22 protein-coding genes and 1 riboswitch are annotated in these 23,730 nt (G+C 28.0%); of the genes, 6 read left to right on the top strand and 16 right to left on the bottom strand.

Annotated elements, in window-relative coordinates:
* The first annotated feature begins 107 nt into the window (after window positions 1-107).
* A complete protein-coding gene (locus TEGL_RS06915) occupies window positions 108-995 on the top strand; it encodes a LysR family transcriptional regulator (RefSeq protein ID WP_018589476.1) in 888 nt (295 codons plus the stop codon).
* A gap of 213 nt (window positions 996-1,208) precedes the next feature.
* Window positions 1,209-1,442: a hypothetical protein gene (locus TEGL_RS06910; protein ID WP_018589475.1), complete on the top strand. Its 234-nt coding sequence runs from the start codon at window positions 1,209-1,211 to the stop codon at window positions 1,440-1,442.
* Between the two features lie 100 nt (window positions 1,443-1,542).
* On the opposite strand, the gene TEGL_RS06905 is transcribed toward TEGL_RS06910, so the two are convergent.
* Both TEGL_RS06905 and TEGL_RS06900 read right to left on the bottom strand, forming a co-directional pair.
* Window positions 1,543-2,427 carry a sigma-70 family RNA polymerase sigma factor gene (locus TEGL_RS06905; RefSeq protein WP_018589474.1) on the bottom strand — a complete coding sequence of 295 codons (885 nt, stop codon included), beginning with the start codon at window positions 2,425-2,427 and terminating at the stop codon, window positions 1,543-1,545.
* A 278-nt stretch (window positions 2,428-2,705) separates the two neighbouring features.
* Entirely contained in the window at window positions 2,706-3,212 is a 507-nt protein-coding gene (locus TEGL_RS06900; RefSeq protein WP_018589473.1) for a type I restriction enzyme HsdR N-terminal domain-containing protein, read from the bottom strand.
* Window positions 3,213-3,834: 622 nt separating this feature from the next.
* Here TEGL_RS06900 and TEGL_RS06895 point away from each other — a divergent pair.
* The gene (locus tag TEGL_RS06895; protein ID WP_018589472.1) at window positions 3,835-5,136 is read left to right on the top strand and encodes a DUF1002 domain-containing protein; all 1,302 of its coding nucleotides are present in this window, start codon (window positions 3,835-3,837) and stop codon (window positions 5,134-5,136) included.
* Between the two features lie 43 nt (window positions 5,137-5,179).
* Here TEGL_RS06895 and proC read toward each other — a convergent pair whose 3' ends face one another.
* Entirely contained in the window at window positions 5,180-5,980 is an 801-nt protein-coding gene (gene proC, locus TEGL_RS06890; RefSeq protein ID WP_018589471.1) for a pyrroline-5-carboxylate reductase, read from the bottom strand.
* Window positions 5,981-6,017: 37 nt separating this feature from the next.
* Window positions 6,018-6,629, bottom strand: a complete 612-nt coding sequence (locus TEGL_RS06885) for a DNA-3-methyladenine glycosylase (protein ID WP_018589470.1) — start codon at window positions 6,627-6,629, stop codon at window positions 6,018-6,020.
* 126 nt (window positions 6,630-6,755) lie between these two features.
* Here TEGL_RS06885 and TEGL_RS06880 point away from each other — a divergent pair, with 126 nt between their 5' ends.
* Window positions 6,756-7,676 (top strand): hypothetical protein, encoded by a 921-nt coding sequence (locus TEGL_RS06880; protein ID WP_018589469.1) that lies wholly within the window; start codon window positions 6,756-6,758, stop codon window positions 7,674-7,676.
* A 55-nt stretch (window positions 7,677-7,731) separates the two neighbouring features.
* Here TEGL_RS06880 and TEGL_RS06875 read toward each other — a convergent pair whose 3' ends face one another.
* The 4 genes from TEGL_RS06875 to TEGL_RS06860 form a co-directional block, all read right to left on the bottom strand.
* Window positions 7,732-8,535 carry a MetQ/NlpA family ABC transporter substrate-binding protein gene (locus tag TEGL_RS06875; RefSeq protein WP_018589468.1) on the bottom strand — a complete coding sequence of 268 codons (804 nt, stop codon included), beginning with the start codon at window positions 8,533-8,535 and terminating at the stop codon, window positions 7,732-7,734.
* A gap of 29 nt (window positions 8,536-8,564) precedes the next feature.
* On the bottom strand, window positions 8,565-9,227 hold the full coding sequence (locus TEGL_RS06870) for a methionine ABC transporter permease (protein ID WP_018589467.1): 663 nt from the start codon (window positions 9,225-9,227) through the stop codon (window positions 8,565-8,567).
* The gene (locus TEGL_RS06865) at window positions 9,220-10,185 is read right to left on the bottom strand and encodes a methionine ABC transporter ATP-binding protein (RefSeq protein WP_018589466.1); all 966 of its coding nucleotides are present in this window, start codon (window positions 10,183-10,185) and stop codon (window positions 9,220-9,222) included. The genes TEGL_RS06870 and TEGL_RS06865 overlap by 8 nt, the downstream gene beginning before the upstream one ends.
* An 87-nt stretch (window positions 10,186-10,272) precedes the next feature.
* Window positions 10,273-10,376, bottom strand: a riboswitch (SAM riboswitch).
* A gap of 88 nt (window positions 10,377-10,464) precedes the next feature.
* Window positions 10,465-11,055: a hypothetical protein gene (locus TEGL_RS06860; protein ID WP_018589465.1), complete on the bottom strand. Its 591-nt coding sequence runs from the start codon at window positions 11,053-11,055 to the stop codon at window positions 10,465-10,467.
* Window positions 11,056-11,319: 264 nt separating this feature from the next.
* Between TEGL_RS06860 and TEGL_RS06855 the strand changes: the two genes are divergently transcribed.
* Together TEGL_RS06855 and hydE are read left to right on the top strand one after the other, a co-directional pair.
* Complete coding sequence (locus TEGL_RS06855; RefSeq protein WP_018589464.1) at window positions 11,320-11,805, top strand: hypothetical protein; 486 nt, start codon at window positions 11,320-11,322, stop codon at window positions 11,803-11,805.
* 492 nt (window positions 11,806-12,297) lie between these two features.
* Window positions 12,298-13,356 (top strand): [FeFe] hydrogenase H-cluster radical SAM maturase HydE, encoded by a 1,059-nt coding sequence (hydE, locus tag TEGL_RS06850; RefSeq protein ID WP_018589463.1) that lies wholly within the window; start codon window positions 12,298-12,300, stop codon window positions 13,354-13,356.
* 75 nt (window positions 13,357-13,431) lie between these two features.
* On the opposite strand, the gene TEGL_RS06845 is transcribed toward hydE, so the two are convergent.
* The 8 genes from TEGL_RS06845 to TEGL_RS06810 form a co-directional block, all read right to left on the bottom strand.
* On the bottom strand, window positions 13,432-15,558 hold the full coding sequence (locus TEGL_RS06845) for an adenosylcobalamin-dependent ribonucleoside-diphosphate reductase (RefSeq protein WP_018589462.1): 2,127 nt from the start codon (window positions 15,556-15,558) through the stop codon (window positions 13,432-13,434).
* Window positions 15,559-15,757: 199 nt separating this feature from the next.
* Complete coding sequence (locus TEGL_RS06840) at window positions 15,758-17,317, bottom strand: glycine betaine ABC transporter substrate-binding protein (RefSeq protein ID WP_018589460.1); 1,560 nt, start codon at window positions 17,315-17,317, stop codon at window positions 15,758-15,760.
* Window positions 17,310-18,446, bottom strand: a complete 1,137-nt coding sequence (locus TEGL_RS06835) for an ABC transporter ATP-binding protein (RefSeq protein ID WP_018589459.1) — start codon at window positions 18,444-18,446, stop codon at window positions 17,310-17,312. The genes TEGL_RS06840 and TEGL_RS06835 overlap by 8 nt, the downstream gene beginning before the upstream one ends.
* 174 nt (window positions 18,447-18,620) lie before the next feature.
* Window positions 18,621-19,682 carry a flavodoxin-dependent (E)-4-hydroxy-3-methylbut-2-enyl-diphosphate synthase gene (gene ispG / locus TEGL_RS06830; RefSeq protein ID WP_018589458.1) on the bottom strand — a complete coding sequence of 354 codons (1,062 nt, stop codon included), beginning with the start codon at window positions 19,680-19,682 and terminating at the stop codon, window positions 18,621-18,623.
* Window positions 19,683-19,705: 23 nt separating this feature from the next.
* Window positions 19,706-20,728: an RIP metalloprotease RseP gene (gene rseP / locus TEGL_RS06825; RefSeq protein WP_018589457.1), complete on the bottom strand. Its 1,023-nt coding sequence runs from the start codon at window positions 20,726-20,728 to the stop codon at window positions 19,706-19,708.
* A gap of 27 nt (window positions 20,729-20,755) precedes the next feature.
* The gene (locus tag TEGL_RS06820) at window positions 20,756-21,907 is read right to left on the bottom strand and encodes a 1-deoxy-D-xylulose-5-phosphate reductoisomerase (RefSeq protein WP_018589456.1); all 1,152 of its coding nucleotides are present in this window, start codon (window positions 21,905-21,907) and stop codon (window positions 20,756-20,758) included.
* A 270-nt stretch (window positions 21,908-22,177) separates the two neighbouring features.
* On the bottom strand, window positions 22,178-22,957 hold the full coding sequence (locus tag TEGL_RS06815; RefSeq protein WP_018589455.1) for a phosphatidate cytidylyltransferase: 780 nt from the start codon (window positions 22,955-22,957) through the stop codon (window positions 22,178-22,180).
* A gap of 11 nt (window positions 22,958-22,968) precedes the next feature.
* On the bottom strand, window positions 22,969-23,703 hold the full coding sequence (locus TEGL_RS06810; RefSeq protein WP_018589454.1) for an isoprenyl transferase: 735 nt from the start codon (window positions 23,701-23,703) through the stop codon (window positions 22,969-22,971).
* Between the last annotated feature and the right edge of the window lie 27 nt (window positions 23,704-23,730).

Below are 23,730 nucleotides of genomic sequence, written 5' to 3'. Positions count from 1 at the left end.
TTTTCTTATGATAATAATTATTAATATTAATGGTTAAAATATATAAATTAACGTTATACTTATTATAATGTCTTATTATTAATATTAATATTGGGAGGAAAGATATTTTGATTGAAGAATTAAAAACATTTATATCTGTTGTTGAGTTTAAAAACTTTACTAAGGCTGCTAAACATCTTAATTTATCTCAACCTAGCGTTAGTAATCATATAAAAAACTTAGAAAGATATTTTAATACTACAATAATAGATAGATCTATTAAACAAAAAAATATATACATTACAGAAAATGGCGAAATACTATATAAAAGAGCTAAAGAAATATTAAACTTATTAGATATGACTATGGATGAATTACATAACACTACACAAAATGTAGAGGGTCATTTAAAAATTGGTGCTTCCTTAACAATAGGAGAATATATTTTACCTCACTTTCTTAAGGAGTTTTGTACCAAATATCCCAATATACAAATTGAAGTTCTTATTGAAAATACAAAGTCTATTTGTGACAAATTATCAAATATATCTTTGGACATAGGTCTAGTTGAGGGAACTGTTTCTTCTCCTAATTTGAATCAAACATATTTTTATGAAGATAAAATGGTTTTAGCATTGCCATACGATAGTGATATAAGCGAAGATAATTTCACTTTAGATAAATTAAAAAAATATAATTGGATTGGTAGAGAAAAGGGATCTGGTACAAGAGAATATTTAGATATGTTTTTGAATACTTCTAAAATCCAACCTAAAAATATTATGGTATTTGGAAGTAATTACGCTGTGAAAGAAGCTGTAAAAAATAATCTTGGAGTTACTATTGTGTCTAGTTTAATAGCTTATCCATCATATTGTAACAAGGAATTAAAAATTATTTCATTGGATTACAGCTTTACTAGAAACTTTTCTTATATTCTTGCTAATAATATTACCCACTCCAAAGCAAATGACTTATTTATTAGAGAATTAAAAGATTTTGTTTTAACTTTGTAGATTAAATATCATTAAACAAATAATTTTTTCATAATAGAAATATAATTATTTACAAATTTCTTATGTAGAATTTTATATTTTCTTGTACTATTTTAAAGGTTATTATGTTTTTATTTAATAATTGCAAAATTAATGTAGTTTTTTTTATAGTGAAAGTAAGGAATAAGTATAGTACAATTTTCTTAATAAAAGATTTCATGGGGAGGTTTTATTATGAGTACTACTGTTATTGTTATTTTTTCCTTACTATCCTTAAGTCTTGTTTATTTCTTGTTAAAAGTTTGTATCCAGTTTAATCGTATAAATAAGTTAAACTTATTACTTGGCATGGATGTTACAAAACTTTATAATATTGATGATGATCATGAAGAAGATGATTATTATTTTAATTATTTAATAAAAAAGTCTGCTATGCAGCTATATATTTTATCAAATAAAAAGGTCTAACCTTTACTATATAATATGCGTATATTATTGTGAAAAGTAATTTTCTACATAAAAATAGGTGATTACAAATTTATAATCACCCATTTAATATTAATCAAATTTAATAAAAATTTTTTAGTTGCTTAAGTCTACTAGGATGTCTCAGTTTCCTAATAGCCTTAGCTTCAATTTGTCTAATTCTCTCTCTTGTTACCCCAAATACTTTGCCTATTTCTTCAAGAGTTTTTGGATCATCATCATCTAATCCAAATCTCATTCTTAATACTCTTTGTTCTTGATCATTAAGCCCTGTAAGAAGTTCATCTATCTTTTCTCTAAGATTCTTTTGCTCCACTTCATGAATTACAACATCATCTAAGTTGGCATCTGATGGTATAAATTCAACTAAAGAACTATCTTCATCCTCTTTGATAGGAGTATCTAAAGATACTACATTTTTATCTCTTTTTAATATTTCAAGAATTTTATCAGGCTCCATATCGCATACTTCTGCTAGCTCATCTAATGACGGCTCTCTTTGTAACTCATTAGACAATTCTTGTTTTTTTCTTTTAATGTAGTTTATTCTTTGATGAAGATGTACTGGAATTCTTATAGTGTTTTCGCAATCATCAATATATCTAGTGATGCTTTGTTTTATCCACCAAGTAGCATAGGTACTAAACTTAAATCCTTTTTTGTAGTCATATTTTTCAACTGCTTTTATTAAGCCTATATTTCCAGCTTGAATTAAGTCTAGCATATCTACATTTTCTTTTCTGTATTTTTTTGCAATACTGACAACTAGTCTATAATTGGCATTAATAAATTTTTCTTTTGCCTCAGGAATAGAATCATTTATATCTTTTGCCAATTCTATTTCTTCATTCGGTGTTAGCATTTTGTATTCTTCAATTTCTTTTAAATACATTTTCATAGCATTTGATGCAGATGATGAATCTCCAAAAACATAATTTTCGTAAGTATGCTCTTTGTTAGCCCCCATATAATCTAACCCCTTCTTTATACATATTGTTCATTAAAAAATCGGTAAAAACATATTTTGTCTATATCAACTATAGTATGTTTTACTCCATGAAAAAATGCATGTTCTTTGTATATTTTCTAATTCATTAAACATTCAACAAAATAACATAAAAACCTTTATTTAAGTTATTTAATTTTACAAATTATAAAAATATATCCTATTTTACAACTAATAAAAAATATTTACAAATCTATTTTTCATTACGAATAATTATATTATTATATCTAACTTTTTGTTTATTTTGAACAACCACAATCATCCCCACATCCACAATTATGTCCTTCTTCGTGATGGTCATGACCGCATCCGCATCCGTCGTGGTGATGGTGTTCTAATTCTATACTTTCTTCTGCTTCGAAGAACTCTTTTTCCATTTGTTCGTATGTAGGTAGAGATGCTTCTGTATCGTATTCTTCTCCTGTCCAATCTGCATACATCATTTGATCTCCATTTGTAAGTATCATTCTACCAGCCATCGTTATATTATCAACATACTCTAAGAACTCTATTTCCTTTTGGAGTACATCTCCTTCTAATTCTACATCATCGTCTGTACATCTTACGATTAATACTGGTGCAAAATATTCTTCTTTATCTTTTACGTTTACAACTATGTCTAATATTCCTTCAGCACCTTCTTCAAATTCACTTAATAATACATTTGTATCTATCATATCTTGAGGTACTAATAAATCTTCTATTAAATATTTTAAAACTCTTTCTTTAACTAGTTCTTGTGACATTACTATTCTCCTTTCAATGCTTAAGTTTGCATTGTAAAACATTATTATATTTTATTTCCTTTATATAGTATAATACATTTCATCATTTTTCAATCATCTTCCTACTTTAATAAGAAACAAATATATTAACAAGAGTTTCTTATGCAAAAGTTCTTTTAGCATCTTTTAAGACCTTACCTAAAAATTCTGTTCCTAAAAACTTAACCTTTCATACAATCCCCCCTAATAATATATTACGCCTTCATTTAATTTATAATTATTTTTCACATTAAAAATATTATATTCCTTTAATGTATTATTCTTTATATAATTAAAACCCTTTTTCCCATAATAAATAAATATTCCACATTTTTATTTATTGTCACTTCTTATATAAATCTTACAATTTTCTTAAAACAGCCACAAATATTTTTTTTTATAATATAATTAATAGGTATCTAATAATAATTTAGTAAAGATTTAAGTATAAATTGTAATGACAGTTACAATGTTGTAATCGCATTAAGTTTCTAAATATTATACTATATTCACAGGGTATTTTTACTCTATATTAAATCTTTACATAAACCTACTTAGAAGAGTAATGTAATTATTTTAGGTGGGAATTTTAGGAGGAAATATTATGAAATTTAAAAAGAAAGTTAGCTCTCTGTTAGTAGCAATGACAATAATAGCAAGTAGCATTGTGCCTTCTTTTGCTGATGGTACTAGAGTAGTGACTATAGGTGTCAACAATACAGCTGAGCAAAGACAAAAAATATTTAGTTATTTCGGTGTAAAGGAAAATGAAGTTCAAGTATTAGAGGTAAATAATAAAGAAGAGAGAGAATATTTAGGGGGAGTTGCTACAGAAGCACAACTTGGAACTAAAACATACTCTTGTTCTTACGTAGAACCAACTAATAGTGGTGGAATAAATGTAAAAACTGCAAATATAACTTGGGTTACTTCTTCAATGGTGGCATCTACCTTATCAACTGCTGGTATGACTAATGCCAACGCTGTAATAGCTGCAGTATTCCCTGTAAGTGGTACTGGTGCTTTGACAGGTGTTATGAAGGCTTTTGAAGATGCTTCTGGTAAAAAATTAGATGAAGATAAAAAAGAACTAGCTTCTGAAGAATTAATAACTACGGGAGATCTTGGTGATAAAATAGGTAAAAATGAAGCAACTGGTGTTGTTAATGATATAAAAGCAGAAGTTATTAAAAACGGTACAAGTGATGTTACCCAAATAGCTGATATAATCAATAATGTAACTAATAATTACAATGTTACATTAACAGATGCTCAAATTAAACAAATAACTGACTTAATGGAAAAAATAGCGGCTCAAAAATATGACTATAATTCAATGAAACAAACATTAAACAATGTTTCTGATGTTGTTCAAGACAACTTAAAAGAAGCTGGTAAAGAAGTTGGTAATTCTGGAATAATGGATTCTGTAGGAGGTTTATTCTCTTCTATAGGAGATTGGTTCTCTAACTTATTTGGTGGAAGCAAAGATTTAGGTATTCTTGGTGAAACTAAAGATAATATGTTAGGAAGCAATGCAGTTATAAATGCTACAGACAAAGCTGCTGAAAAATTACCTTCTAGTGAAGAAGTTGATGGTTTCTTCCAAAAGATAATTAACTGGTTTACAAACTTATTTAATAATGACTCTGATAAAAATAACAATAGCGAGAATGTAAATAAGGATGCAAACAGTGAAGAATCTAAAGAAAATAATACTCAAACACCATCAAAAGAAGAACCTACTAATAACAACGTAGAAAATAATACAAATAGTACTGATAATAAACAAGATAGTCAAAGTACTGATAATACTCAAAATAGTAACAAAAATACTGATGATAATTCTTTAAATGTTCAAAGTGAAAACGAAGAACATTTTGATTCACAAAATACAAATCAATAAATTTTCATAAAAAAACTCCCATTTTATAATGGGAGTTTTTATATTATTTACTCATTTCTATACTTTTTTTAATACAAGAATCTATAGCTTTTAATACAGCACCTCTAAATTTTTCTTCTTCAAGTACTTTCACAGCTTCTATTGTTGTTCCACCTGGTGAACATACCATGTCTTTCAACTCTCCGGGATGTTTTTGTGTATCTAAAACCATTTTCGCAGCTCCTAATACTCCTTGTGCAGCAAATGTATAGGCCTTATCTCTTGGCATTCCAGCACGAACTGCACCATCGGCTATTGCTTCTATAAACATAAAAGCATAAGCAGTTGATGAGCCACTAGCACCTATTACTGCATGTATTAAATCTTCTTTTACTACTTCACTCTTTCCTAAAGAATTAAATATTGATTTTACAAAACCTAATTCTTCTTCACTTATGTTTTTATTTGGAGATAAAGAAGTCATCCCTTCTCCTACAAGGGAAGGAGTATTTGGCATTGTTCTTACTATTTTTTTATCATTTCCAATAATTTTTTCCATTGCTTCAATAGTTTTTCCTGCTGCTATTGTTATTATTATCTTATCATCTATTAAATCTTTTATTTCTTCTAATATTTCGTCATATATTTCTGGCTTGACACCTATTACTATAAGGTCTGAAAATTCAACTACTTCTTTAGAATCTTTACTTACATTAACATTATAATCTCTTTTTATTCTTTCAATTGTTCTGTCACTTTTTGCAGAAGCAATAATATGGTCATTATCAATTATTTTAGAATTTAATATTCCTCCTAAAATTGCACCTCCCATATTTCCCGCACCTATAAAGCCTATTTTTTTCATAATGTGTCCTCCTTTTTCATAATACTATTAAATTATATCATTGCTTATTTATAACAGAAACATTTTTATTGTTTTTAATGTAAAATCTCCATAATTTGTCTTTATCTTCCTGTGCATAATCTATATTAATTCTTTTGTCTTGCACAATTTCAAAATCATTATCTGTATTATCTTCTATATAAAGTTTACTTCCAAATATATTTTCCCCGCTTAAACTTCTGTCTATATTTAAACCTTTACAAAGTTTACCTGGACCATTTGTCAGATTCTTTTTTTGATAATTAGTCAATTCATTATATGGTTTCAAAAACCTATTATAAGATATTTCATCCATATAACTTATGGGCTCAACTGCTCTAATCAAAACACATTCTGGTATGTTTTTTTTATTAGCTGAAAGGTTTAAGCAATTATACATACCATAAATTAAATAAACATAAATATGTCCTCCGCTTAAGTATAGAGGATATGTTCTAGTACTTTTTCTATTTTTGTAGGCATGGGCAGCTTTATCAATAGCTCCCATATAAGCTTCTGTCTCCACTATTTTAGTCACAATTTTTTTATTATCATACTCCCTAATTAAATATTTATTCAAAAGATTTCTAGCTAAAGTTATTCCATCTGCACTATAAAATTTTTTATCCAAATTAAATCCTCCTTACTTATGCTTTTCTCTTTATTAATATTAGTATAACTCTATTTTTTTCAATTATTGATGAAGTAATTATATTAAACTATAATTTATTTATAGACATATAAAGGGGGGATTAAATTGAAAACTTTAGGAATAATTGATATTGGTTCTAATTCAATAAAATTAATAATCGTAGAGATAAATAATAATTTACATAATGAGATTTTTCATAAGAAATTCCAAACTAGATTATCTGATTTCGTAGGAAGAGAAAACAAAGAATTATCCTCTGAAGGTATGAAAAACTTCTTTGGAATTATATTTACTTTTAAAAAATTCTGTGACGACTTTAATTGTGATGAAATAATTGCTGTAGCTACAGAATCCCTTAGACAAATTAAAAACTCCACAGAGATTATAAATCATATTTCTAATTCTTTAGAAGTACGCATAAGAGTATTATCACCAAGTGAAGAATGTTACTATGGTTATGTTTCTTCTATTCCAGATAAATTAAATAACTATGTTCATTTAGATATAGGAGGAGGAAGCGTAGAGATAGGATTAGTAAAAGATAAAATACTTATAAAAAGTGTTAGTATCCCTATGGGTGCTTTAATAATTACAAACAAATTTCATATTAAAGATGGTATTTGTGATGAAGAAATAAGCCAAATTAAAGAATATCTCTTTGAGAAATTAAAAAATATTTTATGGATTAATGAATGCAAAAATTTGCCTACAGTTATAATTGGTGGGTCAATAAAGACTATTGGTAGAATTCATCAAAAGGAATATAACATTATGTCAAATATTCATGGTTATGAGTTAAATCATAATGATATAGAAATTCTTTTGAAAAAAATCAGTCATCTATCTTTGGAGGAAATCGTTAATAACACAGGTATATCCAAAAGTAGAGGAGATATTCTTTTAGGTGCTTTAATTATTTTAAATAGCCTTATATCATATTTCCAATCATCAAAAATAATTATTAGTAAGTTTACAATTAGGGAAGGTATTATTAATGACTATGTAAAAAATAATTATTTATTTTAAACTAAAAAAGAAGGATATTAATCCTTCCTTTTTATTAAAATTCACATATTATAAATTAAAATGTTGGAACTATACTTCCTTTATATTTTTCTTCTATAAATGACTTAACTTTATCACTTGTTAGTGCTTCAGTTAATGCTTTTACTTTTTCACTATCTTTATTGTCTTCTCTACAAGCTAATATGTTAGCATATGGTGAGTCATTAGATTCTATTGCTAAAGCATCTTTAGTTGGATTTAAGTTAACATTTAAAGCAAAGTTAGTGTTTATAACAGCAAAGTCCACATCTTGTAAAGTAGATGGTACTTGAGCTGCCTCAACTTCTACTATCTCCACATTCTTAGGATTTTTAGTTATATCTTTTGCTGTTATTAATTCTTTATCAGCAACTTCAATAATACCATTATCAGCTAATAATTGTAATGCTCTTGCTTCATTTGTTGCATCATTTGGTACAGATATTTTTGCTCCATTTTTTAAGTCATCTAATTTATCATGTTTTTTAGAATAAATTCCCATTGGCTCAATATGAACTTTAGCTGTATAAGTTAATTTTAAATCTTTTTCTTTATTCATTTCTTCTAAGTAAGGAACATGTTGAAAGTAATTTGCATCCAGTTCTCCCTCTGCCAAAGATGTATTTGGAAGTACATAATCATCAAATTGTATTACCTCTAATTCATATCCTTTTTCTTTCAATAGCGGTTTTACAACCTCTAAAATTTCTGTATGTGGTGTTGGAGATGCTCCCACCTTTATAGTTTTATCTTCCTCTTTACTAGACTTTGAGCATCCTACAAATAATGATGCACTTATAACTCCTACTAATGTTAATCCTATTAATTTTTTTAATTTCATTTTGAAATCCCCCTTATATTTATTATTTTTTATTTTAGTTTTTTATATGCATAGTCTCCTACACTTTGTATTAGCTGTACCATTATAATAAGTGTAATTACAACATATATCATAACTGAAGTATCAAACCTTTGATGCCCATACACTATGGCAACTTTTCCAAGACCTCCTGCTCCTACAGTTCCTGCCATGGCTGTACATCCTAATATGGAAATTATGGATAAAGTAATACCAGATACTATTGACGGCATCGCTTCTTTTACCATTACTTTGAATATTATTTGTAAGTTTGTAGCTCCAAAGGATTTTGCAGCTTCTATCAGCCCTTCATCTACCTCGTTTAATGCATTTTCAATTACTCTAGCAATAAATGGCGCAGCACCTATGGTAATAGGAACTATGGCTGCTGTTTCTCCAATAGACGTTCCAACAATAAATCTTGTGAAAGGAATTAATGCTATTAGTAAAATAATAAATGGAAAACTTCTAACCATATTCACTATAAATCCCAGAATACTGTATACGACTTTATTTGGCTTAAGTCCTTTTGGCTTGGTAACCACTAAAATTATTGCCATTATAAATCCTAAAATTGTTGCTACTATAGTAGGCACAATTATCATGTATAATGTTTGAAGTAAAGCATCTCCAAGTATTTCAGCTAAATAAGTATATAAACTAGTTTTATTCATTTATAATCTCCTCCCATCTAACCTTTTTCCAATCTAGATAATCTTTTATATTTTCTCTATTATCATTATCAACATTTATAATTAATGATCCAAGTATATCTTCTCTGTATTTTTCTAACTTTCCACATATAATGGAGAAATTTATGTCCAAATCCCTTGCCATAGAAGTTATTATGGAGTCATTAGAGATTTCTTTTGGGAAGATTATTCTGATATTAGTTCCCTTTGGAAGTACGATATCATCTTCTCCCACTAATTTTTGTAAGTTTTTAGAATTTTGTAAAAATAATTCTTCTGTATCTCCTATCTCTAACACTTCTCCATTTTCCATAATAGCCACTCTAGAGCAAATTTGTTTTATTACTTCCATTTGATGAGTAACCATAATTATTGTTATATTAAGCTTTTTGTTTATATCTTGTAATAAACTTAATATTGATTTTGTTGTGTTTGGATCTAAAGCTGAAGTTGCTTCATCGCATAAAAGTACTTTTGGGTTTAGTGCTAAAGCTCTTGCTATTGCCACTCTTTGTTTTTGACCTCCACTTAAATTTCTGGGTTTCATGTTTTTCTTATCCTGAATTCCTACCAATGACAAAAGCTCGTCTACTCTTTTATTTATTTCATTTTTTGAATATTTAAAGCATTCTAGTGGTAGGGCCACATTTTCAGATACTGTTTTTCTTTCCAATAATGAAAAATGTTGAAATATCATTCCCAAATCTTTTCTTAAAAATCTAAGTTCTCTTTCATCTAAATTTTTCACTTCTCTGTCTTGTACTGTTATACTTCCGTCCTCATAAGTTTCTAGTCTATTTATGCATCTTAGTAATGTGGATTTACCTGCCCCACTATGGCCTATTATTCCAAATATCTCGCCTTCTTTTATATGCATATTAATATCATTTAAAACTTTTGTTTTTCCATAATATTTATTTACTTCACATATTTGTATCATATTATTCCCCCTTAAAAGTCTCTTAATTTTGTCTAAAAATGGTATTAAAAAAGCCTAAGTATAAACTTAGGCTAAATAACTAATTTATACTCATCTTTCAACTAAAAATAGTTGCAGGATTTAGCACCATGTACAAACGTACTGGTTGCCGGGTTTCATAGGGCCAGTCCCTCCACCTCTCTTGATAAGAGTCTTTTTAATTTTTATTATGTTATAAATATTAACCATTTTCTTTTTGAATGTCAATCATTTATTTTATTTTTACAAATAATTTTTTTATTATTTAGTATTTCTAGTAATACCTAATTTTGTGTCCATGTCTTTTAACATTTTTACGAAATTATTAGTAACATTTTCTCCAGCTCTTACTGTATCATCTACTAATTTAATAAATTCATCTTGTGTTTTATTGTAATCATCTTTAGATATTTTATCTAATTTTGCTATTTTAGCATCTATATCTTTTATTGATTTTTCACCCTCAGCAATTAAACTTTCATGCATTTTCTTTAATTCTGAATCTTCAGTTTTTCCATCATTTTTTAATCCATCTACAAATGCTTGAATTTTTTCTTTGCTATCTTTGTAAGCAGCTTTTACATCATTTAAATATTTTTCATTACCAGGATATTTTTTTTCTTTATAAGTGTTAGTCACTGTATTAACATCTGTATACATGTTATAGTCAGATAATGTTCCAAGATTTTTGTCGTATAATCCTGTATAAGTGTTTAAATAAGTTTTATCCGCTACTTTATCTGTAGTTTCTGTTTTAGTTCCTGTTTTTGTTTCTGTTTTAGTTTTGTTACTACAAGCTACTGCAGTAAAAAGTAAAAGTAAAGACAAAGTTAGTGTTAAAAATTTTTTCATTTAAATTACCCTCCATTTTAAGTTATGTCTTTAAATACTATTATCTCTATTTTTAAATTTTTTATTTGTGTAGAATAATTTTCTAAAGCAAAAAAAATTATCTGTAAAATTAGGTAGTTTTTGTAAAATTTATTTTTTAAAAATTTTCTATAATTATATCGCCTTTTATAATAAAATATATCTCTAATAAACATTATCTTAATATAGTATTCATATAATATTTATAACTATTTATCCAAATCTATAATTTGTGGAGGTTAAAATATGGCATTATCTAAATCCAGGATTAGTAAAAAAAATTTATCTGATGAAACAAACATTCAAATAAAACTTCTTCAAAATGGAAGATTTGCTACTATGCTTTTTATGATCGGATGTTTTCTTAACTTTATTGAGTATAACTATTCGGAAAAAGCCATACTAGAGTCCGCATCAAATGTAGAAAAATATAATCCAGTTATACTGGATAATGAATTAAAATCTGCAGAAATAGCACAAATGGTAAGTGTAATATTTTTACTTGCTATGATTATATTTGCAGGCGACAACTTAATAAATTATATGTTAGAATTAGGCATAGTTACTTCAGACCCATCTGACGATAGTTCTAATTTTGAAATATTTAATGAAAATAGTAACCAGGGATTGAGGATTATTACTGTTTTTTCCTTAGTAAAAGTACTAGGTTATTTTGGGGCTGCTATAGGATATACTATATATTTAAAAGAATTAGAAGAATCAAACACTTAGATTTATTACAAAAAAGACTACTAAGTTTAAAGCTTAGTAGTCTTTTTTATAATATTTAAACATATTTTTCTTGCCAAAACTATTTTAAAACATCTTTTTTAAAATAATTATGGCTTTTTATTTATTTTCATATTATACTTTTTGTATATATGTTTTTAATCATTGTATTTAGAGATTTTCTTTAGATACAATTTAATAAAAATTTACTACCTACCAGAAAAGTATTGACTGATCTGTAAGGAAATTAGTTTATATCAATACATAACTTTATTTACAAAAATACTAACTTTTCTTTCATTAGTTTAATTACTTTTGAGAAAAGTTTTTTTATTGTAAAGTTGTATTTTCTTAAATTATAAGTAGACCTTATTAGATTAAATTTGACTTTATTTTATTTAAAATAATAGTTAATTATGTACTTTTGTTGTCTCTTTTTTAATTAAAAATTTAGCATTATTTGTTGAATTCATATGAAAATATTAGGAGGAAAATATGAATATAATAAAGTTAATTGACAAACTATATGAAGAAAATTCATTAAATAAAAATGAGCTCCTCTATATACTTGATAATATTAAGGGTGATGAGGTTGATTATTTATGTGAAAAAGCTGTAACTACTAGAAGAAAGTTTTATGATAATAAGGTATATATGAGGGGTTTGATTGAATTTACAAACTACTGTAAAAATGATTGCTACTACTGCGGTATAAGATGCTCAAACAAAAATATTTCGAGATATCGACTAAGTTTAGAACAAATTCTGGAATGTGCAGATTTGGGATATAAATTAGGATACAGAACTTTTGTATTACAAGGTGGGGAAGATAATTATTTTACTGATGATAAAATTATTGAGGTTATAAAATCAATAAAATATAAATATGCTGATTGTGCTATAACCTTGTCTATAGGCGAAAAATCTTATGACTCTTATAAAAAATTTTTTCATGCTGGAGCTGATAGATATTTGTTAAGGCATGAAACTGCCACAGAAGAACATTATAAAAAGCTACATCCTAAAAATTTAAAATTATCAAATAGAATTAATTGTCTTAGAGATTTAAAAGAAATTGGATATCAAGTTGGTGCAGGATTAATGGTTGATTCTCCATACCAAACTAATGAAAATATAGCTGGAGATTTAATTTTTTTAAAAGATTTAAATCCAGAAATGGTTGGTATAGGTCCTTTCATTCCTCATCATGATACTATTTTTAAAGATGAACCTACTGGTTCTCTTGAAAAATCTATTATTGTTTTAGCTCTTACACGACTTTTACTTCCATCTGTGCTTCTACCTGCAACTACTGCACTTGGTACTATTAATCCAAAGGGGCGTGAAGCAGGTTTAAATGCTGGATGTAATGTAGTTATGCCAAATCTTTCACCTACAGATGTTCGTTCTAAATACGCTTTGTATGATAATAAAATTTGCATGGGTGATGAGGCTGCTGAATGTAGAAATTGCATAGAAAAAAGAATAAATATGGCTGGATTTGTATTAGATACATCTAGAGGAGATAATATAAACTGGAATAGTCCCTTATAAGTTTAAAATACTTTAAACTTTTCATTTTGAATAAATAAGAAAAACAGTTGTTATTTACATAACAACTGTTTTTCTTTAGTTACATTTACTATAACCACATTGAAGACATATTGTACAACCACCTGTTGGAATAATAGATTCATTTCCACACTCTGGACAAATAAATTTTTCATGTCCGTCTTCAACATGGTTTTCATCAGACTTTTCTATTTTTTCTTCTTTCTTATTTTTATCTTTTTTATCATTTAATAATACGCCACTTCTTTCACAACCATCTCTGTATATCGTTATACCTTTAAGCTTATTTTCCCAAGCAGACATATAAATATTATAAATGTCTTCTACTTTAGCTTCATAGGGTAAATTTATAGTTGATGATATGGATGCATCAATATGTTTTTGCCAAATTCCTTGCATAGCTATTCTTTCTTCTGGTTTAAGACTCATAGCTGTTACAAATATATCTGGCAGTTCATTTTCATCAGTAATATCTTTTAAATTCATGTATTCTTTTACTATTGGAGTATATACTTTGTAGTAAACATCCTGTGAATGAAGTGTTTCTGTTTTTCTTGTGTATGAAATATTAAACATAGGCTCTATTCCTCCACTTATGCCAAGCATGGTAGATATGGAGCCTGTTGGTGGTATTGTTAATATTTGTGAATTTCTAAGTCCATATTTCTTTACTAATTCTTTAACATCTTCATTTATGTTGTTTATAAAGAAAGGTGATTTAAACACTTCTTCTTCATTGTATTTTTCAAAAGCCCCTCGTTCTTTTGATAATAAGGCTGATTTTTTCACTGCACTATTTAACATATTTTTTGAAATTTCATTACATAGATTAATTGATTCTTGTGAACCATATCTAATCTTTAATTTTATAAGCATATCAGCTATGCCCATAACACCAAGACCTATTTGTCTATATTCAGAAACACTCTTTTGTTGTTGTTTTAGAGGATGAAGGGAAAGTCCTTCTTCCAAAACCTCGTTTAATCCTAGTATACAATCTGCTACACAAGCTTTGAATTTTTCCATATCAAATATGGCATTATCTGTAAATGGTTCCACAACAAATTCCGATAGGTTTATGGAACCAAGCAAACAACTTCCTCCTGCTGGAAGAGGCTCTTCTGCACAAGGATTTACGCCATCATGTTTAAATTCCTTATCTTCGCTTAATAAGTGATATTTACTTATGTTGTCCCAAAATAACATTCCTGGTTCTGCATAGTCCCAATTATTTTTTACTAATTTCATAAATAAATCATAAGCATTAACTTCTTTTATTATTTCTTCTTTTGTTGCTTCCACTACAAATTTACAAGTATATTTTTCTTTATTTTTAACAGCTTCCATAAATTCATCACTTATTCTTACAGATATGTTTGCCTTAGTAACTTTTTCTAAATCAGTTTTCACATCTATAAATTCTTCAATATCAGGATGACTTATATCCATGGAAATCATCAATGCCCCACGTCGTCCCTTTTGCCCAATAAGACCTGTTGTCATTGAATATAAATCCATAAATGATACAGCACCTGATGTGGTTTTTGCTGCATTATGAACTGCTGCTCCATTTGGTCTAAGTTTGGAAATATCTATTCCCACACCTCCACCATAAGAAAAAGTCCTTGCTAAATTTTTAGCTGTATCAAATATGCTTTCTATATTATCTTCTGGTGGTTCTAATACATAGCAGTTTGAATAAGTAACTTTTATATTATCTCTATACAATCCTCTATTTGCTAAAATTCTTCCTGCAAATAAAAATTTTCTTTCTCTTATTAATTTTGCAATTTTAGGATTTCCACCACTAATTCTAGCAACCCATTCATTGAAACTTTCATCTTTATACTGATATTTATTTTTCCAAATAGACTTTTGTAACTCGTCCATATTCCACTTAGAATTTCTAATTTCAGTTCTTCTATCCCTATAAATAATATATTTTTTCGCAATATCTTTTCTATTTGATGACATTAATAAGTCTTCTACTTCATCTTGTATGTTTTCTGCTGTTGCCTCTATTTCTTTATTTTGTATTTTTTCTTCTATCATTGTTGCTATAGAATTAGCCAATTCTCTATCTGTTCCAAATTTACTATTAATTGAGGATTTATATATTGCATTAAAAATTTTTCTTTTATCAAATTTTTCTATTGTTCCATCTCTTTTAGATACTTTAATCATAATTTTTGCTCCTAAATATTTTATTTAAATTGCTTCATTTACATTTAATTTATTTTTATTACATATATACTATGTACTTTATTATTTATTAATTTCATATTAATATATTTTGTACTCATTGATTTATTATTCAAAAAATCATTTAGTTTTTTATCCATTATAAAGCCCTTCTAATAGACAACTTAGAAGGGCTTTATAATTAATCCTTTATTAAATTTTTTTCTACTAAATAATCGTGAGCTACTTTCTCTGGAGTTTGACCTTTTTCATCAACCTTATAGTTTAATTCAATCATTTCCTCTTCATTTATTACACCACTTAGTTTATTTAAAACTTCCTCTGTTTCAGGGTATTTCGCTATTAAATCTTCCCTAACTAATGGTACAGCATAATAAGGCGGGAAAAATTCTTTATCATCTTTTAACACTTTCAAATTAAATTTTTTTAATAATCCATCAGTAGAAAATGCATCTATTACTTGAGCATCTCCTCTTTTTAAGGCTTGATATCTTAAAGCTCCATCCATACTTTTAATTTCTTTAAATTTCATATTATAATATTTCTGTAATCCAGGTAAACCGTCTTCTCTATTTTGGAATGCTAATGTTGGCGAAAATACAAAACCTTCTGAGTGTTTAGTTAAATCAGAATAAGTTTCTATATTGTATTTCTTTGCAACATCAGAATCCATTGCTAAAGTATAAGTATTATTAAATCCAATAGGATCTAATACTTTAATACCATATTCTTTATCAAGATTATTTTTCACACGATTATATACATCATTAGCATCTCCTGTTGCTTCTTCTTTCATAATATTCATTAAAATAGTTCCTGTATAATCAGCACACATGTCAACTTCACCACTTACTATGGAACTCCAAAGTACTGTTGTACCCATATTTAATTTTCTCTCAATATTATAATCAGTATACTCTTCTAGTAAATCTGCATACATGTTTCCAAGTATAAGCCCCTCAGTATAGTCCTTTGAACCTACTACTATAGTATCTTTTTTTCCAAAGCTAGGCACTATGGATGTGATTAATATAACCACTACAACTATAGCTGTGCATACTTTTATACCAGTATGAGTACCTTTTCTTTTTTCAGTAGATGATTTTTGAGATGAATATTTACTCATAACAGCTTTTTCTACTCTTGAAAATATATAGTCAACTGTAAGAGCTAAAATACAAGCTGGAATAGCACCTGCTAAAATCATAATATTATTTACAGTTTGAACACCAGAAAATACTAAATAACCAAGACCGCCTGCCCCTATAAATGCGGCTAAAGTCATAAGTCCAACAGCAGTTACTGCCGAAATTCTTATCCCTGCCATAATTATTGGAAGAGCTAATGGCAACTGTATTTTATATAAAATTTGCTTTGAAGTAAGACCAATTCCTGTTGCAGATTCAATTATATTTTTATCTATGCCAAGAATTCCTGTTGTAGTATTTTTTACTATCGGTAATAAAGAATACAATACAACCATCATTATGGCAGGTTTACTTCCAATTCCTAGTACCGGAACTAACAGTCCAAGTAATGCCATAGATGGTATTGCTTGAAACACATTTATTATACCTACAATATACTTTCTAAGTTTTTCGTTCTTTGAAACTAATATTCCAAGAGGTATACCAATAATTATAGCTACAACAATTGCTACTACAGTCAATTGAATATGTTGTATTAACAAAGATATAATTTGTCCCTTTTGTGCTAATAAATAATTTATAAGATTAGTCAAGTACACTCACCTCCATTTCAAGGAATTGCTCACTTAAAACAGAAAGTAAACTACTTCTTGTTATCAGACCTGCTAATTTATTATAACGCGTGACTACAGGTACATGGCCAATCCCCTCTCTATTCATTACTTCTAATATTTCAACTAAATTATTATCATCATATACGAATACAGGCTCATTATCCATAATCTCACTTAAGCAATGATTTTGAATACCATTTCTTCTTAGTCCTTTTATTGTTACAATACCAAGGAAATTTTCATCTCTATCAACAACTAATAAACTATCGACTTTATTCGTTCTCATAATTTCCATACCCTGTATAACAGTTCTTGATTTTTTTACACTTATAGGATTTTTAATCATTATGTCTCTGGCCTTTATATACTCTGGCGCATTCCACAATCTATCACTACCAATAAAGTTTTTAACAAATTCATTAACAGGATTTCTTAGTAAATTTTCAACTGTATCATATTGCTGAACTTTTCCATCCTTCATAATACATATTTTGTCTGCCAATTTTAATGCCTCATCCATATCATGAGTAACAAATATAATAGTTTTCTTTAATTCTTCTTGTAGTGAATATAACCATTCTTGTAGTTGAGTTCGAGTTATTGGGTCCAATGCACTAAATGGTTCATCCATTAATATAATTTCTGCATCAGTTGCAATAGCTCTTACAAGACCTATCCTTTGTTGCTGTCCACCACTAAGTTCACTTGGATATTTATCTAAAAACTCTTTAGGATCTAAGCCTACCATATTCATCAGCTCTATTGTTTTTTCTTCAATCTCTTCGTCTGCCTTTTCTTTTTTTAATTTCGGAATTAATTCTACATTTTCTTTTATTGTCATATGAGGAAATAATCCTACACTTTGTATTACATACCCAATATTTCTTCTTAACTTTATAGGACTTTCCTTAGATATAGGCCTGTCATTTATGAATATCTCTCCTTTTGTAGGCTCAATTAATTTATTTATTAATTTTAAGGTAGTAGTTTTACCACAACCACTAGGCCCTATTAGAACAACAAAACTACCATCCTCTATTTTCAAGGAAACATCATCTAATATAGTTTTCTTTCCTACTTTTTTAGATATGTTTTTTATTTCTATCATAATATCTCCCTCCCATACAAACAACTTATATATATTCTAAAGTTGTTTATCATATATTGTACCACTCATCTTCTCAACATTCAACAATTTAGTAAAACTTCTAATTAATTTTGTGCTAAAATGGATTTTTAAAATAAAAAAGACGAACTAATTAAAGTTCGCCTTCTACAAATTCTATTTATCAAATTTATTTATTTCTTCTAGTAACTCTTCTACTAGTGAATCACCTTTTATTTTTCTAACAATTTCACCTTTTTTAAATAAAAGACCTTCTCCTTTTCCACCAGCAATGCCTATATCAGCTTCTCTAGCTTCACCAGGACCATTAACAGCACATCCCATAATAGCTACTGTCATATTTTTATTTATATCTTTTATTTTTTCTTCTACTTCATTTGCTACACTTATTAAATCAATATTACATCTTCCACAAGTTGGACAAGATACTATTTTTATTTTATCATTTAATAAATTCAAACTTCTAAGTATATCTTTACCCACATGAACTTCTTCTACAGGATCTCCTGTTAATGAAATTCTTATAGTATCACCAATTCCATTCATTAAAAGGGAACCAACACCTATAGATGACTTAATAGTTCCTTTTTTAATTCCACCAGCCTCAGTTATACCTAAGTGAAGAGGATAATCAACTTTTTCACTCATAAGGGTATACGCTTCTACTGCAGTGTATATGTCTGAAGATTTTAAAGATATTACTATGTTATAAAAATCTAGGTCTTCTAGAATCTTAATATGTGCTAAAGCACTTTCAACAAGAGCCTCTGGTGTGGCATGGCCATATTTTTCTAGTAAATGTTTTTCTAAAGAACCACCATTTACTCCAATTCTTATTTTCAAGTTTCTTTCTTTACATTTTTCAACTACAGCCTTTACTCTATCAATACTTCCAATATTCCCTGGATTTATTCTAATACCGTCTACGCCTTCTTCTATGGCTTTTAAAGCTAACTTGTAGTCAAAATGTATATCTGCGATTAAAGGTATATGTATTCCTGCTTTTATTTTACCTAAATTTTCAGCAGCTTCCATATCAGGAACAGCAACTCTTACTGCGTCACATCCTGCTTCTTCTAATCTTTTTATTTGTTCTATTGTTTTCACAGCATCTCTAGTATCTGTTGTTGTCATAGACTGAACTGCAATTGGATTATTTCCTCCAATTTTTATATTACCTAAAGATACTTCTCTCGTTTTTTTCCTATTATAACTCAAAATTTCACCTTCTGCTTATCTATTTAGAATTTAATTATGCCTTTAAATAATTTAGTTACATCATTATAAGTGATGAAAACCATAAATGCCATTAATGCACAAAAACCTATCATATTAATCATAGCTTCTTTGTCTGGATTTATTTTCTTTCCACCTCTTATCCACTCAATGAAAAGTAATAATAATCTTCCTCCATCTAACGCAGGGAATGGAACTAAGTTTATTATTCCAAGGTTTAAACTTATTATTGAACCTAAGTATAGTAAGTTCATTATACCTGTTTTAGCTGCTCCTGATACTATACTAATTACACCTACTGGACCTGCAACAGAATTTGTAAATCCACCTGGCACAGTTCCTGTTATCATTTGTTTTAAGAAAGTTATCATTTGCATTGTCATTTGTCCTGTGGCTATAAATGATTGCTTTATTGCATTAATTATGTTTCTATCTTTTTTATAGGTTACACCTATCTTGTATGTTCCATCTTCATTTTTTTCTGGCACAACATTTACTTTTACTGTTTTATTGTTTCTATCAACAGCGATGTTTAATTCTTCTCCCTTAGAAGAAGATATTACCTTAGTAAATTCATTCCATGAATTTATCTCTTTTCCATTTACACTTTTTACTATATCTCCAGATTGTAAATTTGCCTTAGATGCTGGAGTATTATCTAATATTTCTAAAGTAGTTGTTGGAGATCCCATGTAAATATACACCGGTATTAAAAAAATCACAGCCAAAACTAAGTTGAAAAATGGTCCTGCAAATATAACACTGGCTCTTTGAAGTATGGATTTTGTCCCGAATGAACCTGGTTTATTCGAGTCTTCATCTTCACCTTCCATAGATACATATCCACCTATTGGTAAAATCCTAATTGAATACATCGTTCCATTTTTTTCTTTACTAAATAATTTTGGTCCCATACCTATTGCAAACTCATGAACTGTAATTCCATTTTTCTTTGCAAAAATAAAATGACCAAATTCATGTATTAATATTATTACTCCAAAAAGTAATAAAGCTGCTATTATAGTCATACATTCACCTTCCTAATTCTAATACTATTATTTAAGTAAGTTAGATAAAAATTCTCTAGTTTCTTTGTCAACTTCTAAAATATCTTCTAAAGTTGGATTACTTCTATTATTATGCTGCTCTAAACTTCTTTCTATGTAATATGGTATGTCATAAAATCCAATTTTATCATCTAAAAATTCATTTACTAAAACTTCATTGGCAGCATTTAATACTGTTGGGTACGTTCCACATAACTTTAATACTTTAAATGCCAATTGTAAGCAAGGGAATGTTTCCATATCTGGCTTTTCAAAAGTTAAAGTAGCTATTTTAGCTAAATCTAATCTTTTAAAATCTGTTTCAGATCTTTCTGGATAAGTTAGAGCATATTCTATTGGTAATCTCATATCTGGGCATCCTAGTTGAGCCATTACTGAACTATCTTTAAAAGATACCATGGAATGAACTATACTTTGTGGATGAACTACTATATCAATATCTTCCACATCCACATCAAATAACCATTTTGCTTCTATTACTTCCAAGCCTTTATTCATAAGTGTTGACGAGTCTATACTTATTTTTCTTCCCATATCCCAGTTTGGATGTTTAAGCGCCTGATTTTTTGTAACATTAATTAACTCTTCTTTATTTTTACCCCTAAAAGGACCACCTGAAGCTGTTAATATTATCTTTTCGACATCCTTTTTTCTTTCACCATTTAAACATTGGAATATAGCACTATGCTCGCTGTCCACTGGTAAAATATCCACATTATTTTTCTTGGCTTCTTCCATTACAATCTCACCAGCTGTAACTAGTGTTTCCTTATTGGCAAGTGCTATTGTTTTTTTTGCTTTTATTGCAGCCATAGTTGGCACAAGTCCTATCATTCCAACAACAGCAGTTAATACGATATCTACTTCTTTTAATTCACATATCCTAACTAATCCTTCCATAGAACTTAACACTTCTATATATATATTATTTGGAATCATATTCTTTAATTTGTTTGCACTTTCTTCATTATAAACTGCAACATATTTAGGATTAAATTCTAATATTTGTTCTAATAATAAATCTACACTGCTATTTGCAGAAATAGCAACTACTTCAAACTTATCTTTATTTTTTCTAACTACATCTAAAGTTTGAGTACCTATAGATCCTGTAGAACCTAGTATAGTAATTTTTTTCATAAAAAATTCCTTTCTCAGTCATATATTATAATTTGTCTTTACTTATGTATTATATCATTATTACTATTATTATTTGTAATATTCATCAAAATTTCAAATAAAAAATTCGCTTTGCTCCATCGACATGTCAGTGAACAATTTTGATATCTCTTTAAGCCACTGTGTGAGCGCTATAAAATTTCATACAACGACCTTGCTCAAAATTCTCTTAGTTCAAAATTTATAATTATTATTGTAAGCAAAAAAGCTTCAGTCCTAACTGAAGCTAAATCATTTTATAAATAAGTTTATTACACTATATACGAATGGTGCGACTAATATTACACTATCAAATCTATCTAGTATTCCACCATGTCCTGGTATTAATTTCCCATAATCTTTAATTCCAACATATCTTTTTATTGAAGAGGCAAATAAATCTCCAAATTGAGCAACAATACTTCCAAAGAAACCTAAAAATACTATTACTTTTAAATCAATATTAAAGAAATACCCAAATGCCAAACATATTAATGTAGAGCCTAATATTCCTCCTACACTTCCTTCTACAGTCTTTTTAGGACTTACTTTAGGAATTAGCTTATGCTTTCCAAATAAATAACCTGCAAAATAGGCAAATGTATCTGTCATAAATGCAATTATAAATATTAACCAAACATAAATATCTCCTTTTGAGAAATTATCCATAGTTAGCACTATAAAGTCTATTAATACTGCCACATAAAAAACTCCAAAGAAGGTAACTACTATATCTATAATATTTATTTTTACAGTTAACATGGGTATTATCGATATTAAGAATAATATAAATATTAATGTATAAGTATAAAATATTGGTAATTGAAGATAGTTTTTAATTAGTAAATAAATAGAAAAAATATAACCTATATAATATAATGGCTTAATATCCTTTTGTTCAAATGCCTTATAAAATTCATTTAAGGCAATTGAGATTATTATAGCTTCTCCTATATATAAAGGTGTTCCTCCAAATATTATAAGGATAAATAATGGAACTAATAATAATCCTGCTATAACTCTTGTTCTCATAGGTATTCTCCTTATTTTATTCCACCAAATCGTCTATCTCGATTTTGATATGTGAAAATAGCTTTTTGAAGTTCTTTTTCATCAAAATCAGGCCAATGAACATTTGTGAAGTAAAACTCTGCATATGCAACTTCCCATAATAAAAAATTACTAAGCCTTTCTTCTCCACTAGTTCTTATTACTAAATCTGGATCTGGAATACTTTTTGTGCTTAAATGATTGCTTATAGTATTTTCGTCAATTTCATCTAAGTTTATTTTACCAACTTTAACATCTTTTATAATATCAACTAGTGCATTTTTTATATCTAATCTTCCACCATAGTTTAAAGCTAAATTTAAATTGCATCCTGTATTATTTTTAGTTAATTCTATGGCCTTATTTAATTCTTTTACACATTGGTTTGGTAAATTATCTATATCTCCTATTGCTGTTAACTTAACATCTTCTTTATGTAATGTAGCTACTTCATTTTTTAAATAAGTAGATAATAAATTCATCAATGTATCTACTTCTAATTTAGGTCTTTTCCAGTTTTCTGTTGAAAATGCATATAAGGTAACATGCTTAACACTTAGCTTTTTACATTCTCTAAGTACTGTTCTTATAGTTTCTACACCAGCTTTATGTCCTGCAGTTCTAGGCAAAAACTTGCTTTTAGCCCATCTCCCGTTACCATCCATTATGATGGCTATGTGCTTGGGTACTCTGTTTAAATCTATATCATAAAACAAATTGTTTTTCATATTCATACTCCAAATATTATTTCTGAC

Source organism: Terrisporobacter glycolicus ATCC 14880 = DSM 1288, from assembly GCF_036812735.1.
GTDB classification, from domain to species: domain Bacteria; phylum Bacillota; class Clostridia; order Peptostreptococcales; family Peptostreptococcaceae; genus Terrisporobacter; species Terrisporobacter glycolicus.
Note: the sequence above shows the minus strand (reverse complement) of the source record. Positions and strands in the feature narration are given on the sequence as shown.